This window comes from Kosakonia sp. SMBL-WEM22, from assembly GCF_014490785.1.
Taxonomy (GTDB): domain Bacteria; phylum Pseudomonadota; class Gammaproteobacteria; order Enterobacterales; family Enterobacteriaceae; genus Kosakonia.
On the sequence record NZ_CP051488.1, the window covers coordinates 2,042,462 to 2,062,170 of the forward strand.

The window sequence follows — 19,709 nt, forward strand, 5'->3', positions numbered from 1 at the left end:
AAAACTTAATTAGCCGGAGCCCGATGTGAGCCATTTCTGACGCAGGTTATTATTAACACCGTTATTGATAAATCTGTATGACTTCCTGCACACCTTAACGGAAGTGCAGTCGCCATGCATCTCAGAGTGCTCCCTTAACGTCAGTTCTGCCCGCCCGGCTCCTGACTGTCCTGCAGGAAAAAACCGGCAAAAACCAGGCAGTCATCGTGACGCTGGCTGCAGTCCTGACGGTCTGAATGCACCTTCCTTTCAGGAATAAGAATGTTTGAATATCTCCGTTTTCCCGTGAAGCTGGCTTTTGCTCTGGTCTCAGCGCTGATGATTGGCTTTTATTTTAATCTTGAAATGCCGCGATGGGCGGTGATGACCGCAGGTATCGTAGCGGGCGGTTCGGCGTTTTCCGCTGGCGGTGACCCGTACGCGGGAGCACTGCGCCTTCGGGGAATCCTGCGAATTGCCGGTACCTTTCTTGGAAGCGGCGCAGCGCTGCTGCTGATTATTATTTTTGCACGGACGCCCTCTCTGCTGCTTCTGACGGCATGCATCTGGGCGGGATTCTGTGTCTGGCTGTCTACACTTGTGCGCGTTGAAAATACCAGTGGAATGGCGACTGCGAGCTATACCGCCCTGACGGTACTCGTTACTGTTTATGCCAGTCACAACCTGACGCTGGCCCCCGTATATGCCATCGAACGCTGCAGCGAAATTGTGCTGGGTATCTTCTGCGCGCTGTTTGCAGACGTCATATTTTCCCCAAAATCCATCAAACAGGTTGCTGAACGGGAGGCTGAGGCCCTTATCACGCTTCAGTGCCAGATGATGGCGCTTGCCGCAGAACCTGCCGAGCAGAAGATATTTGATAAAAAAATGAATGAGGTGATTCGTAGGTCCGCAGCGCTGAAGTCGATACTTGTTAACCTGAAAAACGAAGCCGGACATCATGAGCTTGCCTCCCGGCGTCTGGCTGCTCTCCACAGCCGATCCCTGACCCTGCTTACGCTGTCGCTGGATGTGTTCCTGACGCGTAAAATGAACGCAGGTGACTCGGCTGTACGCCGGAGGGGGGCTTTTCCGGCAGACCCTGGTGATGCTGACTCATCACTGAGATACCTGAGAGATTTCCGCTTTGCGCTTGCCACGGTGCCGGCTGACACCCGCTTATTGTCACAGGCTGAGTGGAGTCGTTCCGCCGGAGAATATTTTTTATTACTCAGGCGATTTAAAGCAAACCCACGCCTTGCAGACGGTGAAGAAAAAATGCTTTCCGGCGTTAACCCGGTACAGGAACGATCACTGGAGTCGCATTCAGCACGGGTAAACGGCCTGAGGACGTTCATCGCGACAGGAACGGCAGCGCTGTTCTGGCTTTACAGTGGCTGGACGTCCGGGACCAGCTGCATGATTTTGCTCGGGGTGGTGACGGCACTGGCCATGCGCTCGCCTAATCCCATTGCCGTGGCCAAAGATTTTGTTTACGGCATGACAGTTGCTGCGCCGATTTCTTTTCTGCTTTACACCATTGTTATCCCTTCGACACAGCAGAGCATGGTCCTGCTCTGCATCATGCTGGGCCTGGTCGCCTTGATCAGCGGAATATTTCTGCAGCGCAGACAGCTGGGGACCATGGGCGCCTTTGCCGGCATCCTGAATGCGGTGACTATTGAAAATCCGATGGTGTTCAACATTCACACCTTTACCGACAACGTTTTGGGTCAGATAGTGGGCAGCCTGATGGCGTTCGCAGTTATTCTCCTCATCCCCGATCGTTCGCGGGCACGGACAACGCACAAAATTATGAATACGTTTATTTATTCAATCATTACGGCGGTTAATCCTGCAAACCGCAGGGCCCCAAAAAGCCATCTTCCTGCACTGTATCAGCATCTCAGCCTGCTTCAGGCACTTCATCCGGGCGATATGGACAAGCTGAGAATGTCGCTTGCGCTGATCGCCGGCCACAGCAGACTGGTGAGCTCTGAGCTCCCGCGCCATCCGGCACTTGAAGCATCATACCGTGAGCTTCGCCGTTCTGCTGAGGATGTTAAGCATGCAGAGAGTAGCCAGAAAAGACAGGAAAAACTCGGTGCGTTTCTGACACAGCTAAAGTCTTACCAGCAAAGCCTGAACATGGCGGGGACTTCTCAGGAGGTTTCTCAGGACCTGGGCAGGCTGGTCACGCTGACGGAAACTTATCACCTCGCCTTTGTGACGTCCTGAGTTAAAGTCACTCCGTACAGCAGGACGCTGCAGTAACAGTCTGTGGCTGAATCCGGGTAGCGTTTCTTAAAACTCACTACCGGGGCAGACGGGTTTAAAGGTCATGAAAGCAGGAGAAAGGACATTTATGGAGCCGTATCAGAATTGCAGTGCAAGGCTGGAGCAGGCTGAAGCTTCTGCTCAGAATATGTTTAGCAGAATAACCAGTAAGTGGGCCGTGCAGGTGCTTATCGCGCTAAAAGAGGAGAACCTCCGGTTTTCTCAGCTGAAAAAAAATCTGCATACGGTCACAGACAGGATGCTCATAAAAACACTTCACGAACTTGAGGCTGACGGATTTATCTGCAGAAAAGTTTCTGAAGTGGACTGTAAAAAAATTCTCTACAGCCTTTCACCTGAAGGCCATGAACTGGCTGCATTGCTGCAACCCCTGACTGCATGGCTACGCGGCTATGCCTTATCTGCGTTAAACGCCGTCGATGAGAAACTTTCTATACCCGCTAAGGTGGAGTGAGTTTTTCTGTCATTTTTTGGATAACCGCTTTCAGATTCTGGCCAGGGCGCTTAGCAGGGATGTAATGTTCAGCGCCTTAAAAACTCTGATGCTCATGAATGGAAGGTCCGCTCTTCGCTAGAATGGGGTAAGAGTGAAGGGAGATTTTCATTAATTGAAATATTGTTATGAAAAGGAATGATATCAGCAAGATAAACTTATGAGCGAAGCGGGGGGGAGATTGCTCACCATAATAAATTCAATGTATTTAAAAACAGTATGCATTGGTGTGTCATATGCAATTTATAAAACCAACAGGTTTTCCGCGCGCAGTTGTCGCGCTTTCGCTTTACAGCGCCCTTGTGCAGCGTGGCTTTCCGAGCCCTGCTGCTGACTACGTGGAACAGCGCATAGATTTAAATGATCTTCTGATCCTGCATCCCGACGCGACGTATTTTGTGAAAGCCGCCGGTGATTAAATGATTGAGGCTGGCATCAGTGAGGGGATTTGCTTGTGGTGGACAGCTCGCGGACACCGGAGCATGGCGATATTGTTATCGCTGCGGTTGACGGGGAATTTACTGTTAAACGTCTTCAGTTACGCCCGCGAGTGCAGTTAAACCTGATGAACAGCGCTTATTCGCCAATCATCGTGGGGAGTGAGGACAGACGGGATGTTGTTGGGGTTGTCACTTATATCGTCAAGTCGGCAGGCTGAATATGTTTGCCCTGTGCGATGTGAACAGCTTTTACGCGTCGTGCGAAACACTCTTCAGGCCTGATTTGAAAGGACGACCAGTGGTTGTTCTCTCCAACAATGACGGCTGTGTGATTGCGTGTAGCATCGAAGCGAAACCATGATGCTGGGAGACTTTTACAGTCAGGGAGTGGCGCAATTAAATCTCTTTAATGACAACGCGCCGCGAGCGAAAAGCGAAAAGCTGATGAACGTCCGGGATTACCTGTATGCAAAAGACGGGCGAGGCATGCTGTACTTTGCCGGGGAGGGGATACAGCCCGCATGGCAAATGAAGCGTGATATGGTTTCGCCATGTCACACGACTCTCTTTTCAGATCTGTTGGTCGTTAGGTAAGGTAAAATTATTGAATAGAGCGTGACAGTTGATTTAGGGGGTTATATCGCGCTTACGATGGATGCATAAAAATATGCAAGGAGCGGGCGAAAATAGAGAGAAGTAATGCCGGAACGGTATGATTTCACAATTCCGACACCGCTTGTTATTGACTAAGTATTATTTTATGTTTTTTATCTTTACACATAAGTTCAAGAAAATAACTCTTCCAAAAATTCTGTAAATGAGTCAGAAATAAATTCTATTTCCTTTTCATCCATTAAAAAAACAAAAATCTTTCCGAAAGAATTATTCGCTTTCAGGGAAAGTAGAAAAGCATTTCCACCATAATCATAAGCAAAGGGTAGCATATCCCTAAGCTGATCAAAGGCCTCAACGAGATCTTGATACACCTTTTCGATGGGCCGCTTTCCATACTTGACTGGTGTAAATCCTCCCAACATAAAAATGTTTCCATCTTTGTAATTCAGAGGAAAGCCACCGTTATTTTTAAGATAAAAATCCTGAAAAGATTCAGGGAGTTTGTTATTATAAAACTCGTTAAATTTCTTCATATCATCTAAAGTAAGATTTTTTTCAGAATCTGAAAGATACATTAGCAAGTTCCTCCGGCAGGTTTACGGATCCGGGCAGGGAAAGCATATCTCCTGCCGGTTGCAGCTTTGTACTGACTTACCCCCCCTACATGTGAGATCCCAGAATGTGCATCTTGTTTAACGAGTTGCATAGTTCCTTTATTCGTCTCAGGATTATAATCATCAAGTGGTGCCAGGCATAGCTGCGAGGGTGGATTTTAGGGCTATGGATTCTTCCCTGGCGATGTCTAGGATTAATCTTTTAATCTGATAAATCACTCACTAAATCGTCTGATTTCACTTGTGGAAGACATTGCCATAATGCAGATGTCCGCTATGTGCCAGAAAAAGACAGGGAATACATGATGATAGCTTAATCAACCGAGGGCATCGTACGCGCCCTGTTGTACATTACTCCTGGTCAATGGGGGTAGAAAAATGCAACTCTTTAATTATGCTGGCAATTAAGTGATAATTTTTCATCTGAAAAAGACAATCAGGAAAAAAAGACTCTGGCGATGACTGTTTCTATAGGAGTATTTGCAGGTATGAGGCCACGCTCGACCGCACCCTTCGTTGATATGCTCGTGACAGATTGCCAGATCGGCTATGCCGCAAAAAATGATCTGGATTTTCCCAAAATGCATATTATTTCGTTGCCAACACCTTTTTGGCCTGGTAAGAAAATTAATGATGATGCGATGATCGCCGCGCTGCAGCAGGGTATTGCCGAACTGGTTAAAGCTAAAGTGAGCCTTAAAGCTCTTTCCTGTAACTAGGCCAGTTATATTCACCCAGCACAGCAAAAGGAATTGACCTGCTCCCCGTTAACACCGTACCTGGCTCGCTTCTTATAGTTTACCTGTGTTACTGCCAGCATCCTCATGGCACAGGAACAAGGCGGCAATGGAGAGGTTTGCCTGACTTTTGAAGTCAGTGTGTTAATGGAAATGATTTTATGAGTAACTCTTCTAACGAAGAATACAAACACTCCATTCCATAAGTATCATGTGTAAAAATATATATCTCGCCATCACTATTCATAAGGATAGGGTTTCCACTACCATCATCTGAAATAACGTAGAATGCGTTCAAAACGGACTCATCAAGATCTTTGTATGTTTCTCTGAATTTTTGCGTCAGATCAACCACTGTCGCTTTTCCAACTAAAGAACCATTAATGAAAGCATGTATAGCTATACCTCCAAAAGCCCCGCCAAACAATTTTATGAATTCAATATATTGCTCATTAAATTTAATGTTCAACTTTTCTTCTGCGTTTGCTATCTCTTCATCTGTAGCAGGAATCCCGTACAAAACCATATCCTGATCAGATATTAAGTTCTCTCTGACTCGAGTTAACAATTGTTCATTCATACACAACCACCTCATTCTTCATTTCTAGTCTGAAAGATGACCAATTACTATAGACAATATACTCTTTTTTTGAATAATTATCATGCATTACTATAACGCTCGGAAGTTTTTTCTTGTTTTTCGTCACTTTAGCTTGAATAATAACAGCGCGTTCATCAATTGTATTTATATACCTACCCCCCTATTATCCAAAAGATAACTATTGTAAACTACTAAAGCATCTCCTAATTCTACTTGCTTTAAGGACGAGGCTTGGTAATACTCAACAATCGTTTTTTTATCAATCCATCCTAATTCAATTCCATAATAAAACGAATGTAGATTGTCAGTCTTTTTTATCTATTTTTAAAAGAATATCTGCAAAATTTGAAAAGGTAATTAGAATTGAAAAGGGAGGCAAACTAATGCAACTCATGGAAGCTGCCTTGTTTTTTGAAGTGTTTACTACTGGCGGTTTCGGCTTACATTTTCTCAACCGTTTAAACGACGTCTCATTTGACGTATTTTTTGTATAAAATCCATTCTTCCCAAGCATTCTCAGGATCGATGTCAAAATATCCCCGTTCTTTAATCATTTCATTTGCAACATCTACTGGCACTTGTATAGCTGTAGCGCCATCACGGATTGACTCAACCTCTTGTTGAGTTAACTCTCTTCCGTTCTCTTTTTCTTTACTCAAAAGAACCACTACCAAAGAGGGAATAAACACAATAGTCATTTTTATTAGCATCCGATTTTCGACGAGCTTTGAATCGCCACGAGTTTAACAGACACCTCAGAGTCGTTTAAGATGATTTAAAAGAGAGGTGCAGATGAGCGGTAAGCGTTATCCCGAAGAGTTTAAAATTGAAGCTGTCAAACTAGTTGTTGATCGTGGTTATTCTGTTTCCAGCATTGCAACACGTCTCGATATCACTACCCAAAGCCTTTACGCTGGATAAACAAGTGCGGTCCGGATCCTTCCACGAATAAAGAACCGTCAGATGCTCAGGCCTGGAGCCACCCTCTTCAGAAAGAGCTCAAGCGGATTATCAACGAACGGGAGATATTAAAAAAGCCGCGGCGTGCTTCGCAAAGCTGTCCGACTAAGGTACGCCTTTATCCGTCACAACACCTGTTGCTGGCCTGTTAGCCGGCTCTGTCGGATGCTGGATTAGCATACAATGGACTGAAAATAGCTTATTGATTTAAATATAAATTTTCTTATGGATGGAGTTGGTGAAAATCAACTGCAATACACAGTGATGCGAACCCCTCCAGGCGACAACGTTAGCTTGTACGAGCATGTGTGCCAAAGGCGTAGTAAGTTAAAAATTAGCAACACGGTCAACTATGCGCATTAGCCCTCTGGCGCTGCCATCATTTCTGATTAGGTAAGTGGACAAGTGTCGACGCCAACCAGGAATAATCTCAATCGACATGCTCACTCATTTCCAGCTTGCCTGTAATCTGGCATGTAAAAGAATATGGAAGCGCTAATCCACACAGGAACAAAGGAAATGGCTTACATAGCGGCAACGCCACGGGCTTATATCGGGCAATCTGTTGGCAGTGGCCAGTGCGTGGCGTTTACTCAAAAGGCAGCCAATATGCCGCGAACGGCAGCATGGCGACGCGGCGCACTGGTTAAAGGAAATACATCGATTACTCCGGGCACAGCAATAGCAACGTTTGATGTCGATGGCCGATACGGAAATCATACCGATGGCAGATCCCACGCAGCAATTTATCTTGGACAGGATGAAAATGGGATTAAGGTTCTGGATCAGTGGATGGGACACAGTACCGATAGACGAGGCGAAAAAATAAAAAACACCTCACCCTGTCAGTCAGCGAACAATCCGCTTCGCTCAGCAACCACGTCCCGAAAACGTTGGAGGGAATTACTATGTGGTGGAGTAAAACATTAATTTTAGGTAGCTTGGCCTGGCTTTTTTCCAGTTCTGTTTTTGCCGGAAAAGTAAGCTGCCCACCTGTTTTAAAAGAAGGCAACAAAACACACCGAATGAATTTAGTTGATGTTTTCGTCGGGCCGCCAGAAGAAAGGGCTTCATTATTGCCGGATACGGATGAAAAAATGGTATGGACACTTAAGGACTCACAGGATTATGCGAAGAAGCATAACACATCCGTATTTCTTGTTTGCCAGTATAAGGGAACACATAAAACTGCCACTGTAAAGGTACCGACAACAGCACAGAAATGCTCTGCGTGGTATGGAGACAGCAAAGAAGAGCTTTACGCCTCCTGCGAATAAATCCATCTTATTTCCAGATATCGCCCTGCCGGTGTTTCTGGCAATTTTTTCCCACAGAAACGAGAAATGCGTAAATTACAGGACCACCGGCCCCTCCATGAAGCAGGATTATCTCCGGGGCGCAGGCTTGCTCCATTGATATTCCGGAGCGGTCATGCGCTGACGGTGACGCTCCTTTACGGCGAGCGTTCCGGTCACGCGGCAACGTATATCCCGATTTTCAGCGGCATTCAGTTCATGGCTCTGCTGACGGGTCACCTCAATCAGGACTGATTCGATATCTACCATGCTTTACCCCTATACCTGATATGCGGGTCAGCCGTATTCATTTTAAGATTCGGCAACCTTACGGGCCATTTCATCACGTAAGCCATCAATAACATTCTGAACACGTAACACCGCTGATGACTTGCTCCTCGTTGATTCAAATATAGTGCTCTTAGCAATGTCCGCTCCTCGTTCATAGCGGAAAGCCCATTCGCTTCAGGCAACTGTTTGTTCATTATTTCCAGACCCTGTATTACCGAAAGAATAGTTCACTCTTTCTCAGCGTTAGCACGAAACGGGCGAGTTTCGCCTCGCCGTCACTCTTTGAAGCGGTACCTGGAATTGCCCGATATTTCGGGAGTAATGGCATACAGGTCTCCGGCGTCCGGGTACTGGAACAACTCCGAATCAGTCATAGCAAAACGAGCAGTGGTAATGAATAACGTTCCGAGTTCGTCCCCACCGAAGCAGCAGCTGGTAGGACGCGGTACAGGCATTGTCACGTGATTGCTAAGATACCCTTTCCGGTCATAGCGTAACAGACATCCACCGTTGAACTGACAGACCCATAAGCCCCCCTCCTTATCCAGAGCGATGCCATCCGGACGTCCCCGTCCGGCGGGTGTCCTTGCAAACAGTCTGACATGGGCAGGTTTGCCATGCGCCCTGTAAGTCGCCTTAAAAATCGAGCAGGCGATCGAATCGACAAAATAGAAGGTGTTTCCGTCTTCCGACCATGCAATCCCGTTAGGCAGAGCGATCCCTTGCTGAATTAAACAGACGTCACCTGAGCTGCCAAAACGGTAAAGCGCGCCAGGGTTACGATCCGGTCCCTCATGCATAAGTCCTGAAATAAAACGGCCCTGCGGATCGCAGGCACCATCGTTGAAGCGGCATCCTGTACCGTCGTGAACAGCCGGACTGATGAGGCTCACGTCCCCGTCTTGCAGTTCGAGCATGGCAACCGCTGAATTTTCTGTGAAAATGAGATTGCCTTTGTCGGTCAGCGCCAGGGCGCCAATATGTGCCGCTGACTTATAAACGGTTTCTGTCCTGCCATTCTGCAGTAGCACATGGATCCTTCCGCCAGTGATGTCCACGAAATACAACACACCTTTCTGGTCATCCCAAACAGGGCTTTCGCCCAGTCCGGCGCGCACCTCTGCGATGCGACGCATATCGTAACCTTCAGGCATTTCAGACCTCTTTTATCTGCTGCCAAAGGCGGGCGACATCTGTCACGCTTTCACACTCGACACGCTTCAGGTCTGTAGGGTAAACAACGCCTGGATTCTCACAAAAACGCGTGGCGGTGAACTGGCCATTGCTGGCACGAAGAATGTAGCCAGTGTCCTGACACAGCGGACTTGACAGATAAAGGACGCCAGGCGCTACCCACTCCGGTTTGAGGTCAGCCGGAGGCTGTGTAGTACCCCACATTCGTGTTCTGGCAACCGGCGAGACAGCGTTCACAAGAATGCCATGTTGTTCGCCTTCCAGGCTCAGGGCATTCATGACCCCTATCTGGGCCATTTTGCCCGCAGCGTAAGCCACGAGGCCGGGCTGGGCATAATGTTGAAACATGGCACGATCGGACGTATTAAGCACTATTCTGGGCGAGGAAGAGCGTTTAAGGTATGGCCATGCATATTTACTCAGCCAGATCGGCGCACGAAGACTGATACTGATGGCACGCTCAAGGAACTCCTTATCCTGGTCTTCGATAAGCTGATAGTCCACCCAGCCTGCGTTATGAATCAGTATGTCCAGTTTACCTAACCGGGTAATAGCCAGTTCTATAAGCTCCCTGCACGCCTCCTCACTGTCCAGGCGTCCACTGTGTGAAAGCAGTTGCCCCTTGTCGGCGCACAGGGTGCGGGCAGCGTCTGCTATCACATCCTCAGCGGCACCTTCACCAGACCGGTTGGTGCCGGCGTCGCTGATGACAACCCGCGCACCATTATCCAGCAACGACTGCGCGTATGCGCGTCCCAGGCCTTGTCCTGCGCCGGTGATGATGGCGACCTTATCTTTCAGAAGCATATCTGTAAGCGGTTTTGTGTTGCTCATGCTGAATCCTCGTGATCATGGAAGTCACGATAATCGCGTGTCACAGGAAACCGGTAAAATATATTATTTGTAGGCTGGTGATATCTGTAACGTCTTAATCTGCACTGAGTGCCATAACTTTGTGTATCTTTTCGATCAATTTATCCCGGATTAGAGACGTCGAGTGTGCATTCCACCCCATCAGCAGTTCCACGTGCTGCAGCCCGGCCGGAGCATCGACCCTGAATGGCCTGAATATCACGTCTTCCCGTGTCTCATTGGCCATTGAGGCGGGCAGCAATGCAATGCCGAAACCGCTGGCAACAAGTGCAACGAGTGTCTGCAGTTGCCGGGCCTGTTGTGAAATATGGGGCCTGAATCCTGCCGCTCCGCACAGCTGGATCAGCTGATCGTGAAAACCCTGCCCCAGGTGGCGTGGTGCTGAAACGAAGAGGTCACTCCGGAAGGCTGAGAGGTGAAGGGTTTCACACTGCGCAAGACGGTGTGTGGCAGGCAGAGCGAGCATAACCGGCTCACGCAAGATAGTGTCGAAACGCAGCCCTGGTGCGCTCCTGCCGGGCGTGCGCATAAATCCAAGATCCGCGCGTCCCTGCTCAAGCGCTTCCGTCTGCTCCTGAGTCGTGGCCTCCAGCATCGTAAAGGTGATTGCCGGATAAGCGGTACGAAATTCTCTCAGCGCACGCAGAAGGGGGGTATAACCGGCAATGCTGATAAAGGTCAGGGTGAGATGACCTTCAATTCCTTGTGACACGCGGCGGGTTTTTTCAACACCTTCATCAAGGACACGTAACACTTCACGCGCTGATTCGAGAAAATTAATTCCGGCAGGCGTCAGTGACACACTGCGGTTCGTGCGTTCGAACAGCGAGACACCTAGCTCCTGTTCAAGTCGGCGGATAGCCTGGCTGAGGGGAGGCTGCGCCATATGAAGTCGCTGCGCAGCCCGGTTGAAATGTAATTCTTCTGCAACGGCAATGAACTGGATAAGAAGCCGGTTTTCTATCATGAGATCAGATGCATACCATTCTGGTTTTTATGAGATTCATAGCATATTACTGATGCAGACATATAGCTTTTAAGCAGGAGGTTCCTGACTTTCACTCATCGGGATAAATGTCCATTTCACCAGTATCGAGCGTAACGCGGGTTAGTTGCTGCATGTTTTATCTCCTCTGATGCGGCACCCGTTGCGCTGTGCGGACACAACAACCCGGCAAAGAGTGGAGAAAAGCGGAGGACGGAGGTCATCTAAGCCTTGCCTGGAATACAACTGCTGCTGAAGTAGGCCAGTCGGGCACGATCTCGTCTACTGCCACCGATTATGTCTGTCTGCTTTTCACGCATCAGGCCTACAGATCACTTAGCTTGTCCACTTTGTGCCAGAAGCGGACATTGCTGGCGTGACTTTGTGTTAATAGAGGGAGAACATGTCATTCATCCGTGTCTATTATAGCTGGAGCAGCTACCGCCGCTGGCCTCAAGTTTGGTCTACAACGCCCGTGATAACAGTGCAGTTGACGTAGTTGATGTGGGACGTAATACGTCATCGTACTCGACACACCTCTAAAATTTTCTCCCGAAGCCAGCGGTGCCCGGGATCCTTCTCCATTCTCGGGTGCCACATCTGCGACACCACAATATTCCGGGTTTTGATCGGCAATTCAAAGAGATGTAAATTGTCTGTCATTCGTTGGTTGCGCAAATATAGCGCGGGAACCATGGCGATAAGGTCGGAGGCCAGCGCGACGGATAATGCAGTCGGAAAGCCTGGAACCACGCTCACCACTTTGCGCGTGACGCCTAACGCCGCCAGGGCATCATCGACAAAACCATGTTGCACTCCGTCGGGGGACGCCACCACATGCCCCCAGGCAATATAATCTTCAATGCTTATTTCCGGCTGTGACGCCAGCGGATGCTCCTTGCGCACGGCTCCAATAAAGCGATCCTGAAAGAGCCTTTGCACCCGAATTTCTGGCCCCATATTGCTCTGAACGCCAATTTCCAGGTCAACCAACCCCTCCCGAAGATAACGAGACGTTTTTTCAGGTTTCGGCGCAAAGCGTATGCAAATACCTGGGGCCGCTTCAGCCACGGCGGCAATGAGCAGAGGGCCAAATGCCACAACAAAACCATCATTAGCCCTGAGGGTGAAGAGCCGTTCGAGGTTTTCCACCCTGAGCGTCCCGGATGAGGGCTGAAGTACCGCTCTCGCCTCATAGAGCGCGCTTCTCGCACGTTCCCGGGTTGCTTCAGCCCAGGGGGTGAGCACCATGTTACGTCCTGCTCGCACCAGAATGGGATCCCCCGTCACCTCACGTAACCTGCTGAGAGTGCGGCTCATTGCTGAGGTACTCAGGTTTAAGCGTCGAGCCGCCCCTGCAACGCTGGCTTCTGCCAGTAAAAAGTCGAGCGCGACAAGCAAGTTAAAATCAGGGTCGGACATAGTGGTTCCTGATAAGAATTCAGATATGGCGTCGAATGCAATTATACAGTGCAAATGCTGCATCTTCCGCCATGATTCGCTGATGATTATAGTTTTCGTACTCTTCCTTCAACAGGCATTAAAGATGACAACGTTATTTTCAAATCAGCCGGGCGATGAAGGCCTGCCGGGACAGGAGCGGGCACGCGTCATGGCCGCCGTAATGACCACGACGCTGATGGGCGTGTTTGACGGCACGATGATTAACATCGCGCTGCCATCCATGGCGAAAGTGATGCAGGTACCGGCGAATGTCTCGGTCTGGTTCGCTAACGGCTACTTGCTCTCCGCCGCCATGACGTTGGCTATCTTCGCTGCGCTGGCAGCACGCGTCGGTTACCGCCCCGTCTTTCTTTCAGGCCTTACCCTCTTTACGCTCACTTCACTGGGTTGTGCGCTCTCCAGTACTCCGGAGATGCTCATCGGAATGCGCATTATGCAGGGGATCGGTGGCGCAGCGACCATGAGCATTGCCCCGGCGATACTGCGTTCTGTTTTCCCCGGTCGTTTGCTTGGCCGTATTCTTGGGCTACACGCCCTGCTTATTGCTTCAAGCTCGGCCATAGCACCTGTACTTGGCGGCACAGTGCTGGACATAATGAGCTGGAAATGGTTATTCGCTATAAACGTGCTGCCTGGCACCGTATCCCTGTTGCTGGTATTCAGATCGCTGCCACGCAAACCGACGTCCGATAAAACGCCGTTCGATACGCCAGGCGCTGTGCTGTCTGCACTACTTTTAGGCTCAATGGTGATGGCGGCAAACAGCTTCTCCTCAGATGATCACATCAGCGTCGGGGCTATTAGCTGGGGTCTGCTCGCGATGCTCAGTGCCATCACATTTATCTGGCAGATCCGCCGGGCAAAGCATCCTTTATTACCGCCTGTGATGTTCAAAAATGGACGCTTTACCCTCGCGGCTTTAACTTCGCTGGCCTGTTTTGTGAGCCAGGGGATTACCTTTATTGCGCTGCCATTTCTTTTTCAGGGCATGTATGGCTACAGCGCCGTCATGTCGGCGTTACTCTTTACGCCATGGCCGATAGGCATTGTGTTGATAGCGCCCCATGCGGGCCGTTGGGCAGACAAACTTTCAGCGCCTCTGATTTCTACCGTTGGGTTAACTCTTTTTGTTGTGGGTTTGATTTTACTGGCCACGCTACCCGCCAGACCTACGGCATGGGATATCTGTTTACGTAGCCTGGTATGCGGTATCGGATTTGGGTGTTTCCAGAGCCCTAACAACCGGGAGATGCTCTCTAACGTATCCCGCGATTATGCCAGCTACGCATCAGGCGTATTGTCTATCGTCCGGACGTTCGGTCAGTGTCTTGGCGCTGCTGTCATGGGGATACTGCTGGCAATAAATGAACTACAGGCTGTCCATTATGCTCTGTGGATTGCTGTCGTCGCATCTGCTGCATCGGTGGTGTTAAGTGTGAGCCGGTTACGTAAAACAGGCCTGGCGGCAGCCTGAACTCGCGTGCTTATTCTGGCTTGTAGCTGCGATAGCGAATGGACTGCACTCAGATAAGGCATGTGAAGCTAATTATTTTGATATAGCCATGCTGACCGTAAAACTGTGCAGGCCAAAGCTATTAACCGCCTGGTTTTGCTGACTGTGCCGAAATTTCTGCGGGAGCTGCCGCACTAACATCAATAACCGGATCTTGCTGAATATCGAATTCTGCAACCAGCGGCAGGAATTTTTCAGGTGAGTTCGTCTCAATGACGGCACGGCTCTTCTCATAAAACTGGAACTGCGGCAGAAGGGCGGGAACATCATACCAGCCAGCAAGTGCTTTACGGGTAACGAATCCAGGATTAACTGAATTGCTGCGGTTTTACCAGACACCGCAAAGCCATTTAAGAAGACTCAAAGCGGGGCGCCACGAGCGGTAGGCGTCATCCCGAAGAGCTTAAAATTGAAGTAGTGAAACTTAGAACTTTATGCTTTTCTCCTGTGCAAATATCAGAAGGTCCCTAATATTCTCAATAGATTCCGTAGGGCTTTGCTTTACCCTTTCGATGAGTAGCTTAAGGTTTCTGGCTTCTTCAGCGAAATAGCGATCCTCCTCTTCTTGTGTCCCCTCATCGTAATTAATGGCGTCGGCACTCTCAAAGCACTTATCAATTGACTGGAGTAAATCTATGTCATCCTTGCTACTAAGGAATGAATATAAGTAATACAACGAGCCGCATGCATTTTGCGCAACAGTACCCTCAGTCTCTGGGTAATCATCAGTGTCTGGTCCACGCATTGCTGTTTTTTTCACCTCTTCCAGATCAATGCTCGCATCTGAAAGATAATTGACTAAGCTGTTCAGACTGGCTCTGAAATCACTTAAAAGATTTTCATTGTAAAATTCATCGAATTTTTCTACGCAAATCATCTGCCTCTGGAGGTTACAGAGCGCGACAATAATCTTTTCTCTTACTGAAAATTCTTTCAGAATGTTGATATATTGAGAAGTATATTTATCAAGGATCATGTTATGGATACCTTTTAAGCCTGTTACGCTGCGTTTCTCTGGTTTTGTTATGGCTATTTTTACACCATGCTCACGCATTAATCTTTCTCAATCAAGTCAGATTTGTCTTGATGCATTGATATGTTGAAAGTCAGGACTATTTTTCAATACTCTCCCCGGCATATCTGTTTCTTATAACGTCTTGTTTTGCCCATGCCTGAGTCAGGACGAGCAAAGGTTGGCAGGTTGTTGGTGTGAAAAGCTCCGCTGCCTGAAACTGCTCTTACCCTTCTGGAGCCGGCTCGCATCTTCTTACCATCGAGCGAAGCTGCTTGTGAGCCACTGGCCGTGCTCCGCAACATCAATGCATGATGATGGCATCGTAATGAAGGCCATCGGCAACCCTGGTGGCCCTTCATATCCGAATAAATCACCTTACCGTGGAAATTATTTCTGCTAAAAAGTCGCTGAAATTTTTATATGCTTCAATGAGGTTCTGTGTCACTACTTTATCTCTTATTTCAAAACACTCTTCTTTAAAATTATAAACAAACACTGATATTCCATCCCCCCCGATTACAACGTTATCATTGAGGTGTGGATCGATATAGATATCATTATTGCGTGTGTCTATATTTTGTATGTATATGTTTGACCATAGCACTCCCTCGTCATCGCCCAGCAATAAGCTGTACAAATTTAAGCCGTTGTACTCGAAACCATCCATAACACTGAACATTTCAGCATAGTCACGTCTCTCGCTAAGTAACGTCTGAATATCTGTGTAAACAGCTTTTTTATGGGTATCCCACTCTGCAGGCGGCTCTTTGCTCATTAAATCATTCATTACATCTGGTGTAACAGGTTTTGCGACTGGATACCCGTCTTCAATCATCAGATCATTAATAGTATTAAGCAGGTGGATACTCTTTTTCATGTGCGCCTCTTACCTACCCAGTGGGTAAACTACGCCTTACGGCGATGGCCATAAGATATGCGTATGGCAAATCTTTATGAATTATTCCCTGCGTTTTTGTCAATGTTGAGTGATGAGCTAGCAGTTTTTTAGGGATCAAATTGACCATAATCTCTTCACTACTATTCTCAAAGGGGTTTTGTGGTGAACTTCCCATCTACATCTATCCTGGTACTCCTCAAGGATAAACGCATTACACAGTTAAGCGAAAGTCGCGTGAAAATCCTGCCTGGGTTTCATTGTGGTCAACGCCAAACTTACGACTGTTTGCTACTGAAACGGTGACGGTTTTCAGCTCGAAACTTTTCGCCCATGCTGTTCTCGTTAAATAGTGGTTCACAGCTGGTATATCCAGTTTTCTTTGCCTGTGTTAATCAAAAATCATTGATACACCATTCCTGCACTGCTGAAATGCCACGAACGCATTTGTCAAAAAGATATCAGGAAATTAAACCTTACTATTACCTGCACGAAATTAACCCCACTGGATCTGGCTGACTATATGTGGAGTTTTAGCGTTAGCACTCAGGCATAACTTCCGCTCCTTGCTCATAGCGGACGTTCAAGGTCATCTGTTTACCTTCGAATTTACATAATATGGCTGCGAAAGTAAGCGTAACACTCAGAAGAAAAACAGGTATAACTCATTAAATGCTATGAAAATCTACACCAGCCATTTTTTGCATAACGACACAACTGATTTAAATTCCCGTATACAACCAGGAGGCACTTTCCCCTGTGCTACTGCATCGGATAAAGTGGTTCAAAGCCGCAGATCCGAACGATAAGTGCATGGAAGGCGCTATCCTAAAACGGCGGGTCATCCTGCTACTGCACTTCCCGGAAGTGCAGCGTCGGGGCTATCGAATGATCTCTACGATGTACGATTAATAAAGCTGGATAAAGAATGAGAAAAAAATACTATTTTTTAATAAGTTGTGCAGTTGTCTTATCTGGTTGCAATGGCGCTGGTGCATTATTAAACCCACCCACGGAAACGGGATATTATCCCCCAAAAGAAGCGCAAACCGTAGATGAAGCCGCAACCGACAACTCGCATAAGGGAAATCGGACCGTTATACGGCAGGCCACTGATTGAACATAATGCCCGGTTTCTACCATGCATTGCGCTTCTCGAACTGCTCCAGGCAGAAGTGGAATGCGTAATATGAACAAGAGAGTTAACGACTCCACGCTATTCCCTTTGCTGGCTGGATCACCGGGCTTTATCAGAAAAAAATCGCGGTAGGGGGAATAGTGCGTTCTGAAACAGGAGATAACCAGCCGGTCAAATTACAAGGCGTACGGTCTACATTCATAAATCATCAGACAGGAAGTACTCTCTTTAGATCAGTTCTGCTGAAATTATTCCTTTCTCTAATCTGCAAATTTAAAACCTGCAGAGAAAGATAAAAGAGTGGCGCAGCTCAGGCAGGGCAGGGGCACCCGGCAGGAGTATGTTGAAGCCACTCATATGAAGAATAGACTCAGAAAGGGTTATGAATATTCAAGCGCTGGCAAAGCAGCGCTTTTTTGTGGCTAATCTGTCTTATATGAAAGTCAAAAATCAGAAGCTTTCCCAGTCTGCATTAGTGGTTGTACTACCATCTGACACTGGTTTTTTTTGCAGCTGCGGTGTACTGCTGATCGGCTTACTTGCTGCTCTTGAGACATAGCCGGTATTTTCATTAAGAGTGAAAGTAGAGACCAGGCTTGACAAGGTTTCAGCCTGCTCCTGCAGGGATTTAGATGCCGAAGAGGCTTCTTCAACCAGCGAGGCGTTTTGCTGCGTAACTTCATCCATTTGCCCGATCGCCATGTGAACCTGCTCAATACCTTTACTCTGCTCATTGGTTGCAGCCGCGATTTCATTAACCAAATCCGCAACCTGCCGTACAGCATTGCTCACATTTTCGGTGTTGCTGCCCACATTCGCCGCCTGGTTAAGACCCTGCTCGACCTGAGAAACAGAGAGTGAAATGAGGTCTTTAATTTCGCGGGCAGCAGATGAAGAGCGCTGCGCCAGGCTTCGCACTTCAGAAGCAACAACCGCGAATCCTCTGCCATGCTCGCCTGCCCGCGCAGCCTCTACCGCAGCGTTCAGCGCCAGGATGTTAGTCTGGAAGGCGATGCCTTCGATCAGGCCGGTGATATCGGAGATTTTTTCTGAGCTTCCGCGAATCTCTGCCATCGTTTCCAGCATCTGGCTGACTGCACCTGCGTTCAGGCTCGATAGATCGTTAGCATTATTTGCCAGCTCGCTTGCCTGAACTGCGCCATCAGCATTCTGGCGAACGGTCTCACTCAGAGTAGCCATGCTAGCAGAGGTCTGCTCAAGAGAGGCGGCTTGCTCTTCCGTTCGTGCCGACAGGTCTTCATTCCCTGCTGCAATTTGGGCGGAACCTGTACTGACAGATTGCGCAGCATGGTTAACCGATAACAGCGTTGTTGAAACTTTCTCCAGCAGGCCGTTAAAGGCCGATGCGGTCTGGCCTATTTCATCATTTCTGTAAACAGTGGCAACCTGGGTCAGGTCGAGGTTGTTACTGACCTCTGTCATTGTGCTTTTGATGCTGTTAAGGCTGCGTTTAATGCCCTGAATAATATTGATGGAAAACAGACCAAGCAGAAGAATCACCACCGCGGCGGCACTGGTCATCATCCACCATGTTTTTGAATAAATTATCTTATTTTGTTCTCTCAGGGTCTCGCCGATCTTTATATTTAATTCAATCTGATTACTAAAATCGGCTTCCATTTTACGCGATGCAGCACCCACACCATCTTCACTTTTCAGAAGAGATAAAGCTAATGCATTGTCGTGATTTCTTGAGGCAGCTAAAAAAGCGGGTAACGCCGCACGAACGGCTTCGATATTACGGTATGCCTGCTCAGTCATCGCTTTATCTTCATCGCTGGAAATATCATTTGCCATATAGTAATCAGTCAGCGATTTCAGCTTGTTCAGCAAGTTGTTTATTCTCTCTTCAGCCGCAGCCTGGCCAGCACTGTCTAAAGCTGTTTGATGACGATAAAACGCGATGCCCAACTGGCTGGTTGTACTGATTGATTTATTCAAATCCTTGATGCTGGGTATGGCATTAACCTGGACATACTCAAAGCGGGACTGGAAACCCGAAATCACAGAAAGTGAGACGGCAACAGTCACGAAAAGTGATAAAGCGAGCAAAGAAAATGCCAGCGACAAACGCTGTGTGATAGTCATATGAACCCTGGTGTTTTAAGTAAATGGAGCAAAAAGAGGTTATCGACGCCGCTTTGGGAGGCTTTAACGATATTTAATAAATATATTTTTTTTTGAAAAAATGGATAGTTCGTGAATTTATGCTAGCCAGTTTTTTTTACCGAAAATAATTTCATTATCCTCTTTCAGGTTAAATAACTTAATTAATCATCATTGCAAAA

At 47.8% G+C, this 19,709-nt stretch carries 17 protein-coding genes and 3 pseudogenes; 9 read left to right on the forward strand and 11 right to left on the reverse strand.

Annotation, left to right across the window (positions count from 1 at the left end; translation table 11 throughout):
- Nucleotides 1-261 precede the first annotated feature (261 nt).
- The 4 genes and pseudogenes from HF650_RS09645 to HF650_RS09665 all read left to right on the forward strand — a co-directional run.
- Nucleotides 262-2,217 carry an FUSC family protein gene (locus HF650_RS09645; RefSeq protein ID WP_187802165.1) on the forward strand — a complete coding sequence of 652 codons (1,956 nt, stop codon included), beginning with the start codon at nucleotides 262-264 and terminating at the stop codon, nucleotides 2,215-2,217.
- 103 nt (nucleotides 2,218-2,320) lie between these two features.
- Nucleotides 2,321-2,731 (forward strand): winged helix-turn-helix transcriptional regulator, encoded by a 411-nt coding sequence (locus tag HF650_RS09650; protein ID WP_187802166.1) that lies wholly within the window; start codon nucleotides 2,321-2,323, stop codon nucleotides 2,729-2,731.
- 275 nt (nucleotides 2,732-3,006) lie between these two features.
- A pseudogene (gene umuD, locus HF650_RS09655) lies at nucleotides 3,007-3,428 on the forward strand (translesion error-prone DNA polymerase V autoproteolytic subunit).
- Between the two features lie 139 nt (nucleotides 3,429-3,567).
- A pseudogene (locus tag HF650_RS09665) lies at nucleotides 3,568-3,804 on the forward strand (DUF4113 domain-containing protein); the annotation flags it as partial.
- Nucleotides 3,805-3,995: 191 nt separating this feature from the next.
- Here HF650_RS09665 and HF650_RS09670 read toward each other — a convergent pair.
- Nucleotides 3,996-4,400, reverse strand: coding sequence for an SMI1/KNR4 family protein (locus HF650_RS09670; protein ID WP_187802167.1), 405 nt, complete (start codon nucleotides 4,398-4,400; stop codon nucleotides 3,996-3,998).
- Nucleotides 4,401-4,897: 497 nt separating this feature from the next.
- On the opposite strand from HF650_RS09670, the gene HF650_RS09680 reads away from it, so the two are divergent.
- Entirely contained in the window at nucleotides 4,898-5,158 is a 261-nt protein-coding gene (locus HF650_RS09680; RefSeq protein ID WP_223284291.1) for a hypothetical protein, read from the forward strand.
- 154 nt (nucleotides 5,159-5,312) lie between these two features.
- On the opposite strand, the gene HF650_RS09685 is transcribed toward HF650_RS09680, so the two are convergent.
- Both HF650_RS09685 and HF650_RS09690 read right to left on the reverse strand, forming a co-directional pair.
- Entirely contained in the window at nucleotides 5,313-5,756 is a 444-nt protein-coding gene (locus tag HF650_RS09685) for an SMI1/KNR4 family protein (RefSeq protein WP_187802169.1), read from the reverse strand.
- Between the two features lie 491 nt (nucleotides 5,757-6,247).
- Nucleotides 6,248-6,475 (reverse strand): hypothetical protein, encoded by a 228-nt coding sequence (locus tag HF650_RS09690; protein ID WP_187802170.1) that lies wholly within the window; start codon nucleotides 6,473-6,475, stop codon nucleotides 6,248-6,250.
- Nucleotides 6,476-6,563: 88 nt separating this feature from the next.
- Between HF650_RS09690 and HF650_RS09695 the strand changes: the two are divergent.
- From HF650_RS09695 to HF650_RS09705, 3 genes and pseudogenes are all read left to right on the forward strand, one after another.
- Nucleotides 6,564-6,911 (forward strand): annotated as a pseudogene (locus HF650_RS09695) (transposase); the annotation flags it as partial.
- A gap of 345 nt (nucleotides 6,912-7,256) precedes the next feature.
- A complete protein-coding gene (locus HF650_RS09700; protein ID WP_223284292.1) occupies nucleotides 7,257-7,667 on the forward strand; it encodes a BPSL0067 family protein in 411 nt (136 codons plus the stop codon).
- Nucleotides 7,646-8,014: an STY0301 family protein gene (locus tag HF650_RS09705; protein ID WP_187802171.1), complete on the forward strand. Its 369-nt coding sequence runs from the start codon at nucleotides 7,646-7,648 to the stop codon at nucleotides 8,012-8,014. The genes HF650_RS09700 and HF650_RS09705 overlap by 22 nt, the downstream gene beginning before the upstream one ends.
- A gap of 108 nt (nucleotides 8,015-8,122) precedes the next feature.
- On the opposite strand, the gene HF650_RS25250 is transcribed toward HF650_RS09705, so the two are convergent.
- The 5 genes from HF650_RS25250 to HF650_RS09730 all read right to left on the reverse strand — a co-directional run bounded on the left by HF650_RS25250 (nucleotide 8,123) and on the right by HF650_RS09730 (nucleotide 12,797).
- Nucleotides 8,123-8,302 (reverse strand): hypothetical protein, encoded by a 180-nt coding sequence (locus HF650_RS25250; protein ID WP_223284293.1) that lies wholly within the window; start codon nucleotides 8,300-8,302, stop codon nucleotides 8,123-8,125.
- Nucleotides 8,303-8,598: 296 nt separating this feature from the next.
- Complete coding sequence (locus tag HF650_RS09715) at nucleotides 8,599-9,477, reverse strand: SMP-30/gluconolactonase/LRE family protein (protein WP_187802173.1); 879 nt, start codon at nucleotides 9,475-9,477, stop codon at nucleotides 8,599-8,601.
- 1 nt (nucleotide 9,478) lies between these two features.
- Entirely contained in the window at nucleotides 9,479-10,351 is an 873-nt protein-coding gene (locus HF650_RS09720) for an SDR family NAD(P)-dependent oxidoreductase (protein WP_187802174.1), read from the reverse strand.
- A 94-nt stretch (nucleotides 10,352-10,445) separates the two neighbouring features.
- On the reverse strand, nucleotides 10,446-11,357 hold the full coding sequence (locus tag HF650_RS09725; RefSeq protein ID WP_187802175.1) for a LysR substrate-binding domain-containing protein: 912 nt from the start codon (nucleotides 11,355-11,357) through the stop codon (nucleotides 10,446-10,448).
- Nucleotides 11,358-11,894: 537 nt separating this feature from the next.
- Nucleotides 11,895-12,797 carry a LysR family transcriptional regulator gene (locus tag HF650_RS09730; RefSeq protein ID WP_187802176.1) on the reverse strand — a complete coding sequence of 301 codons (903 nt, stop codon included), beginning with the start codon at nucleotides 12,795-12,797 and terminating at the stop codon, nucleotides 11,895-11,897.
- A gap of 124 nt (nucleotides 12,798-12,921) precedes the next feature.
- On the opposite strand from HF650_RS09730, the gene HF650_RS09735 reads away from it, so the two are divergent.
- Nucleotides 12,922-14,313: an MFS transporter gene (locus HF650_RS09735; RefSeq protein ID WP_187802177.1), complete on the forward strand. Its 1,392-nt coding sequence runs from the start codon at nucleotides 12,922-12,924 to the stop codon at nucleotides 14,311-14,313.
- Between the two features lie 463 nt (nucleotides 14,314-14,776).
- Here HF650_RS09735 and HF650_RS09740 read toward each other — a convergent pair whose 3' ends face one another.
- From HF650_RS09740 to HF650_RS09750, 3 genes are all read right to left on the reverse strand, one after another.
- Complete coding sequence (locus HF650_RS09740) at nucleotides 14,777-15,406, reverse strand: hypothetical protein (protein ID WP_187802178.1); 630 nt, start codon at nucleotides 15,404-15,406, stop codon at nucleotides 14,777-14,779.
- Nucleotides 15,407-15,737: 331 nt separating this feature from the next.
- Nucleotides 15,738-16,244 carry a YrhA family protein gene (locus HF650_RS09745; protein WP_187802179.1) on the reverse strand — a complete coding sequence of 169 codons (507 nt, stop codon included), beginning with the start codon at nucleotides 16,242-16,244 and terminating at the stop codon, nucleotides 15,738-15,740.
- A 1,606-nt stretch (nucleotides 16,245-17,850) separates the two neighbouring features.
- Nucleotides 17,851-19,509: a methyl-accepting chemotaxis protein gene (locus tag HF650_RS09750; RefSeq protein WP_187802180.1), complete on the reverse strand. Its 1,659-nt coding sequence runs from the start codon at nucleotides 19,507-19,509 to the stop codon at nucleotides 17,851-17,853.
- Between the last annotated feature and the right edge of the window lie 200 nt (nucleotides 19,510-19,709).

Coding starts and splice junctions, on each gene's coding strand:
- HF650_RS09645 (WP_187802165.1), top strand. CDS start 262: ATGTTTGAATATCTCCGTTTTCCCGTGAAGCTGGCTTTTGCTCTGGTC.
- HF650_RS09650 (WP_187802166.1), top strand. CDS start 2,321: ATGAAAGCAGGAGAAAGGACATTTATGGAGCCGTATCAGAATTGCAGT.
- HF650_RS09670 (WP_187802167.1), bottom strand. CDS start 4,400: ATGTATCTTTCAGATTCTGAAAAAAATCTTACTTTAGATGATATGAAG.
- HF650_RS09680 (WP_223284291.1), top strand. CDS start 4,898: ATGACTGTTTCTATAGGAGTATTTGCAGGTATGAGGCCACGCTCGACC.
- HF650_RS09685 (WP_187802169.1), bottom strand. CDS start 5,756: ATGAATGAACAATTGTTAACTCGAGTCAGAGAGAACTTAATATCTGAT.
- HF650_RS09690 (WP_187802170.1), bottom strand. CDS start 6,475: ATGACTATTGTGTTTATTCCCTCTTTGGTAGTGGTTCTTTTGAGTAAA.
- HF650_RS09700 (WP_223284292.1), top strand. CDS start 7,257: ATGGCTTACATAGCGGCAACGCCACGGGCTTATATCGGGCAATCTGTT.
- HF650_RS09705 (WP_187802171.1), top strand. CDS start 7,646: ATGTGGTGGAGTAAAACATTAATTTTAGGTAGCTTGGCCTGGCTTTTT.
- HF650_RS25250 (WP_223284293.1), bottom strand. CDS start 8,302: ATGGTAGATATCGAATCAGTCCTGATTGAGGTGACCCGTCAGCAGAGC.
- HF650_RS09715 (WP_187802173.1), bottom strand. CDS start 9,477: ATGCCTGAAGGTTACGATATGCGTCGCATCGCAGAGGTGCGCGCCGGA.
- HF650_RS09720 (WP_187802174.1), bottom strand. CDS start 10,351: ATGAGCAACACAAAACCGCTTACAGATATGCTTCTGAAAGATAAGGTC.
- HF650_RS09725 (WP_187802175.1), bottom strand. CDS start 11,357: ATGATAGAAAACCGGCTTCTTATCCAGTTCATTGCCGTTGCAGAAGAA.
- HF650_RS09730 (WP_187802176.1), bottom strand. CDS start 12,797: ATGTCCGACCCTGATTTTAACTTGCTTGTCGCGCTCGACTTTTTACTG.
- HF650_RS09735 (WP_187802177.1), top strand. CDS start 12,922: ATGACAACGTTATTTTCAAATCAGCCGGGCGATGAAGGCCTGCCGGGA.
- HF650_RS09740 (WP_187802178.1), bottom strand. CDS start 15,406: ATGCGTGAGCATGGTGTAAAAATAGCCATAACAAAACCAGAGAAACGC.
- HF650_RS09745 (WP_187802179.1), bottom strand. CDS start 16,244: ATGAAAAAGAGTATCCACCTGCTTAATACTATTAATGATCTGATGATT.
- HF650_RS09750 (WP_187802180.1), bottom strand. CDS start 19,509: ATGACTATCACACAGCGTTTGTCGCTGGCATTTTCTTTGCTCGCTTTA.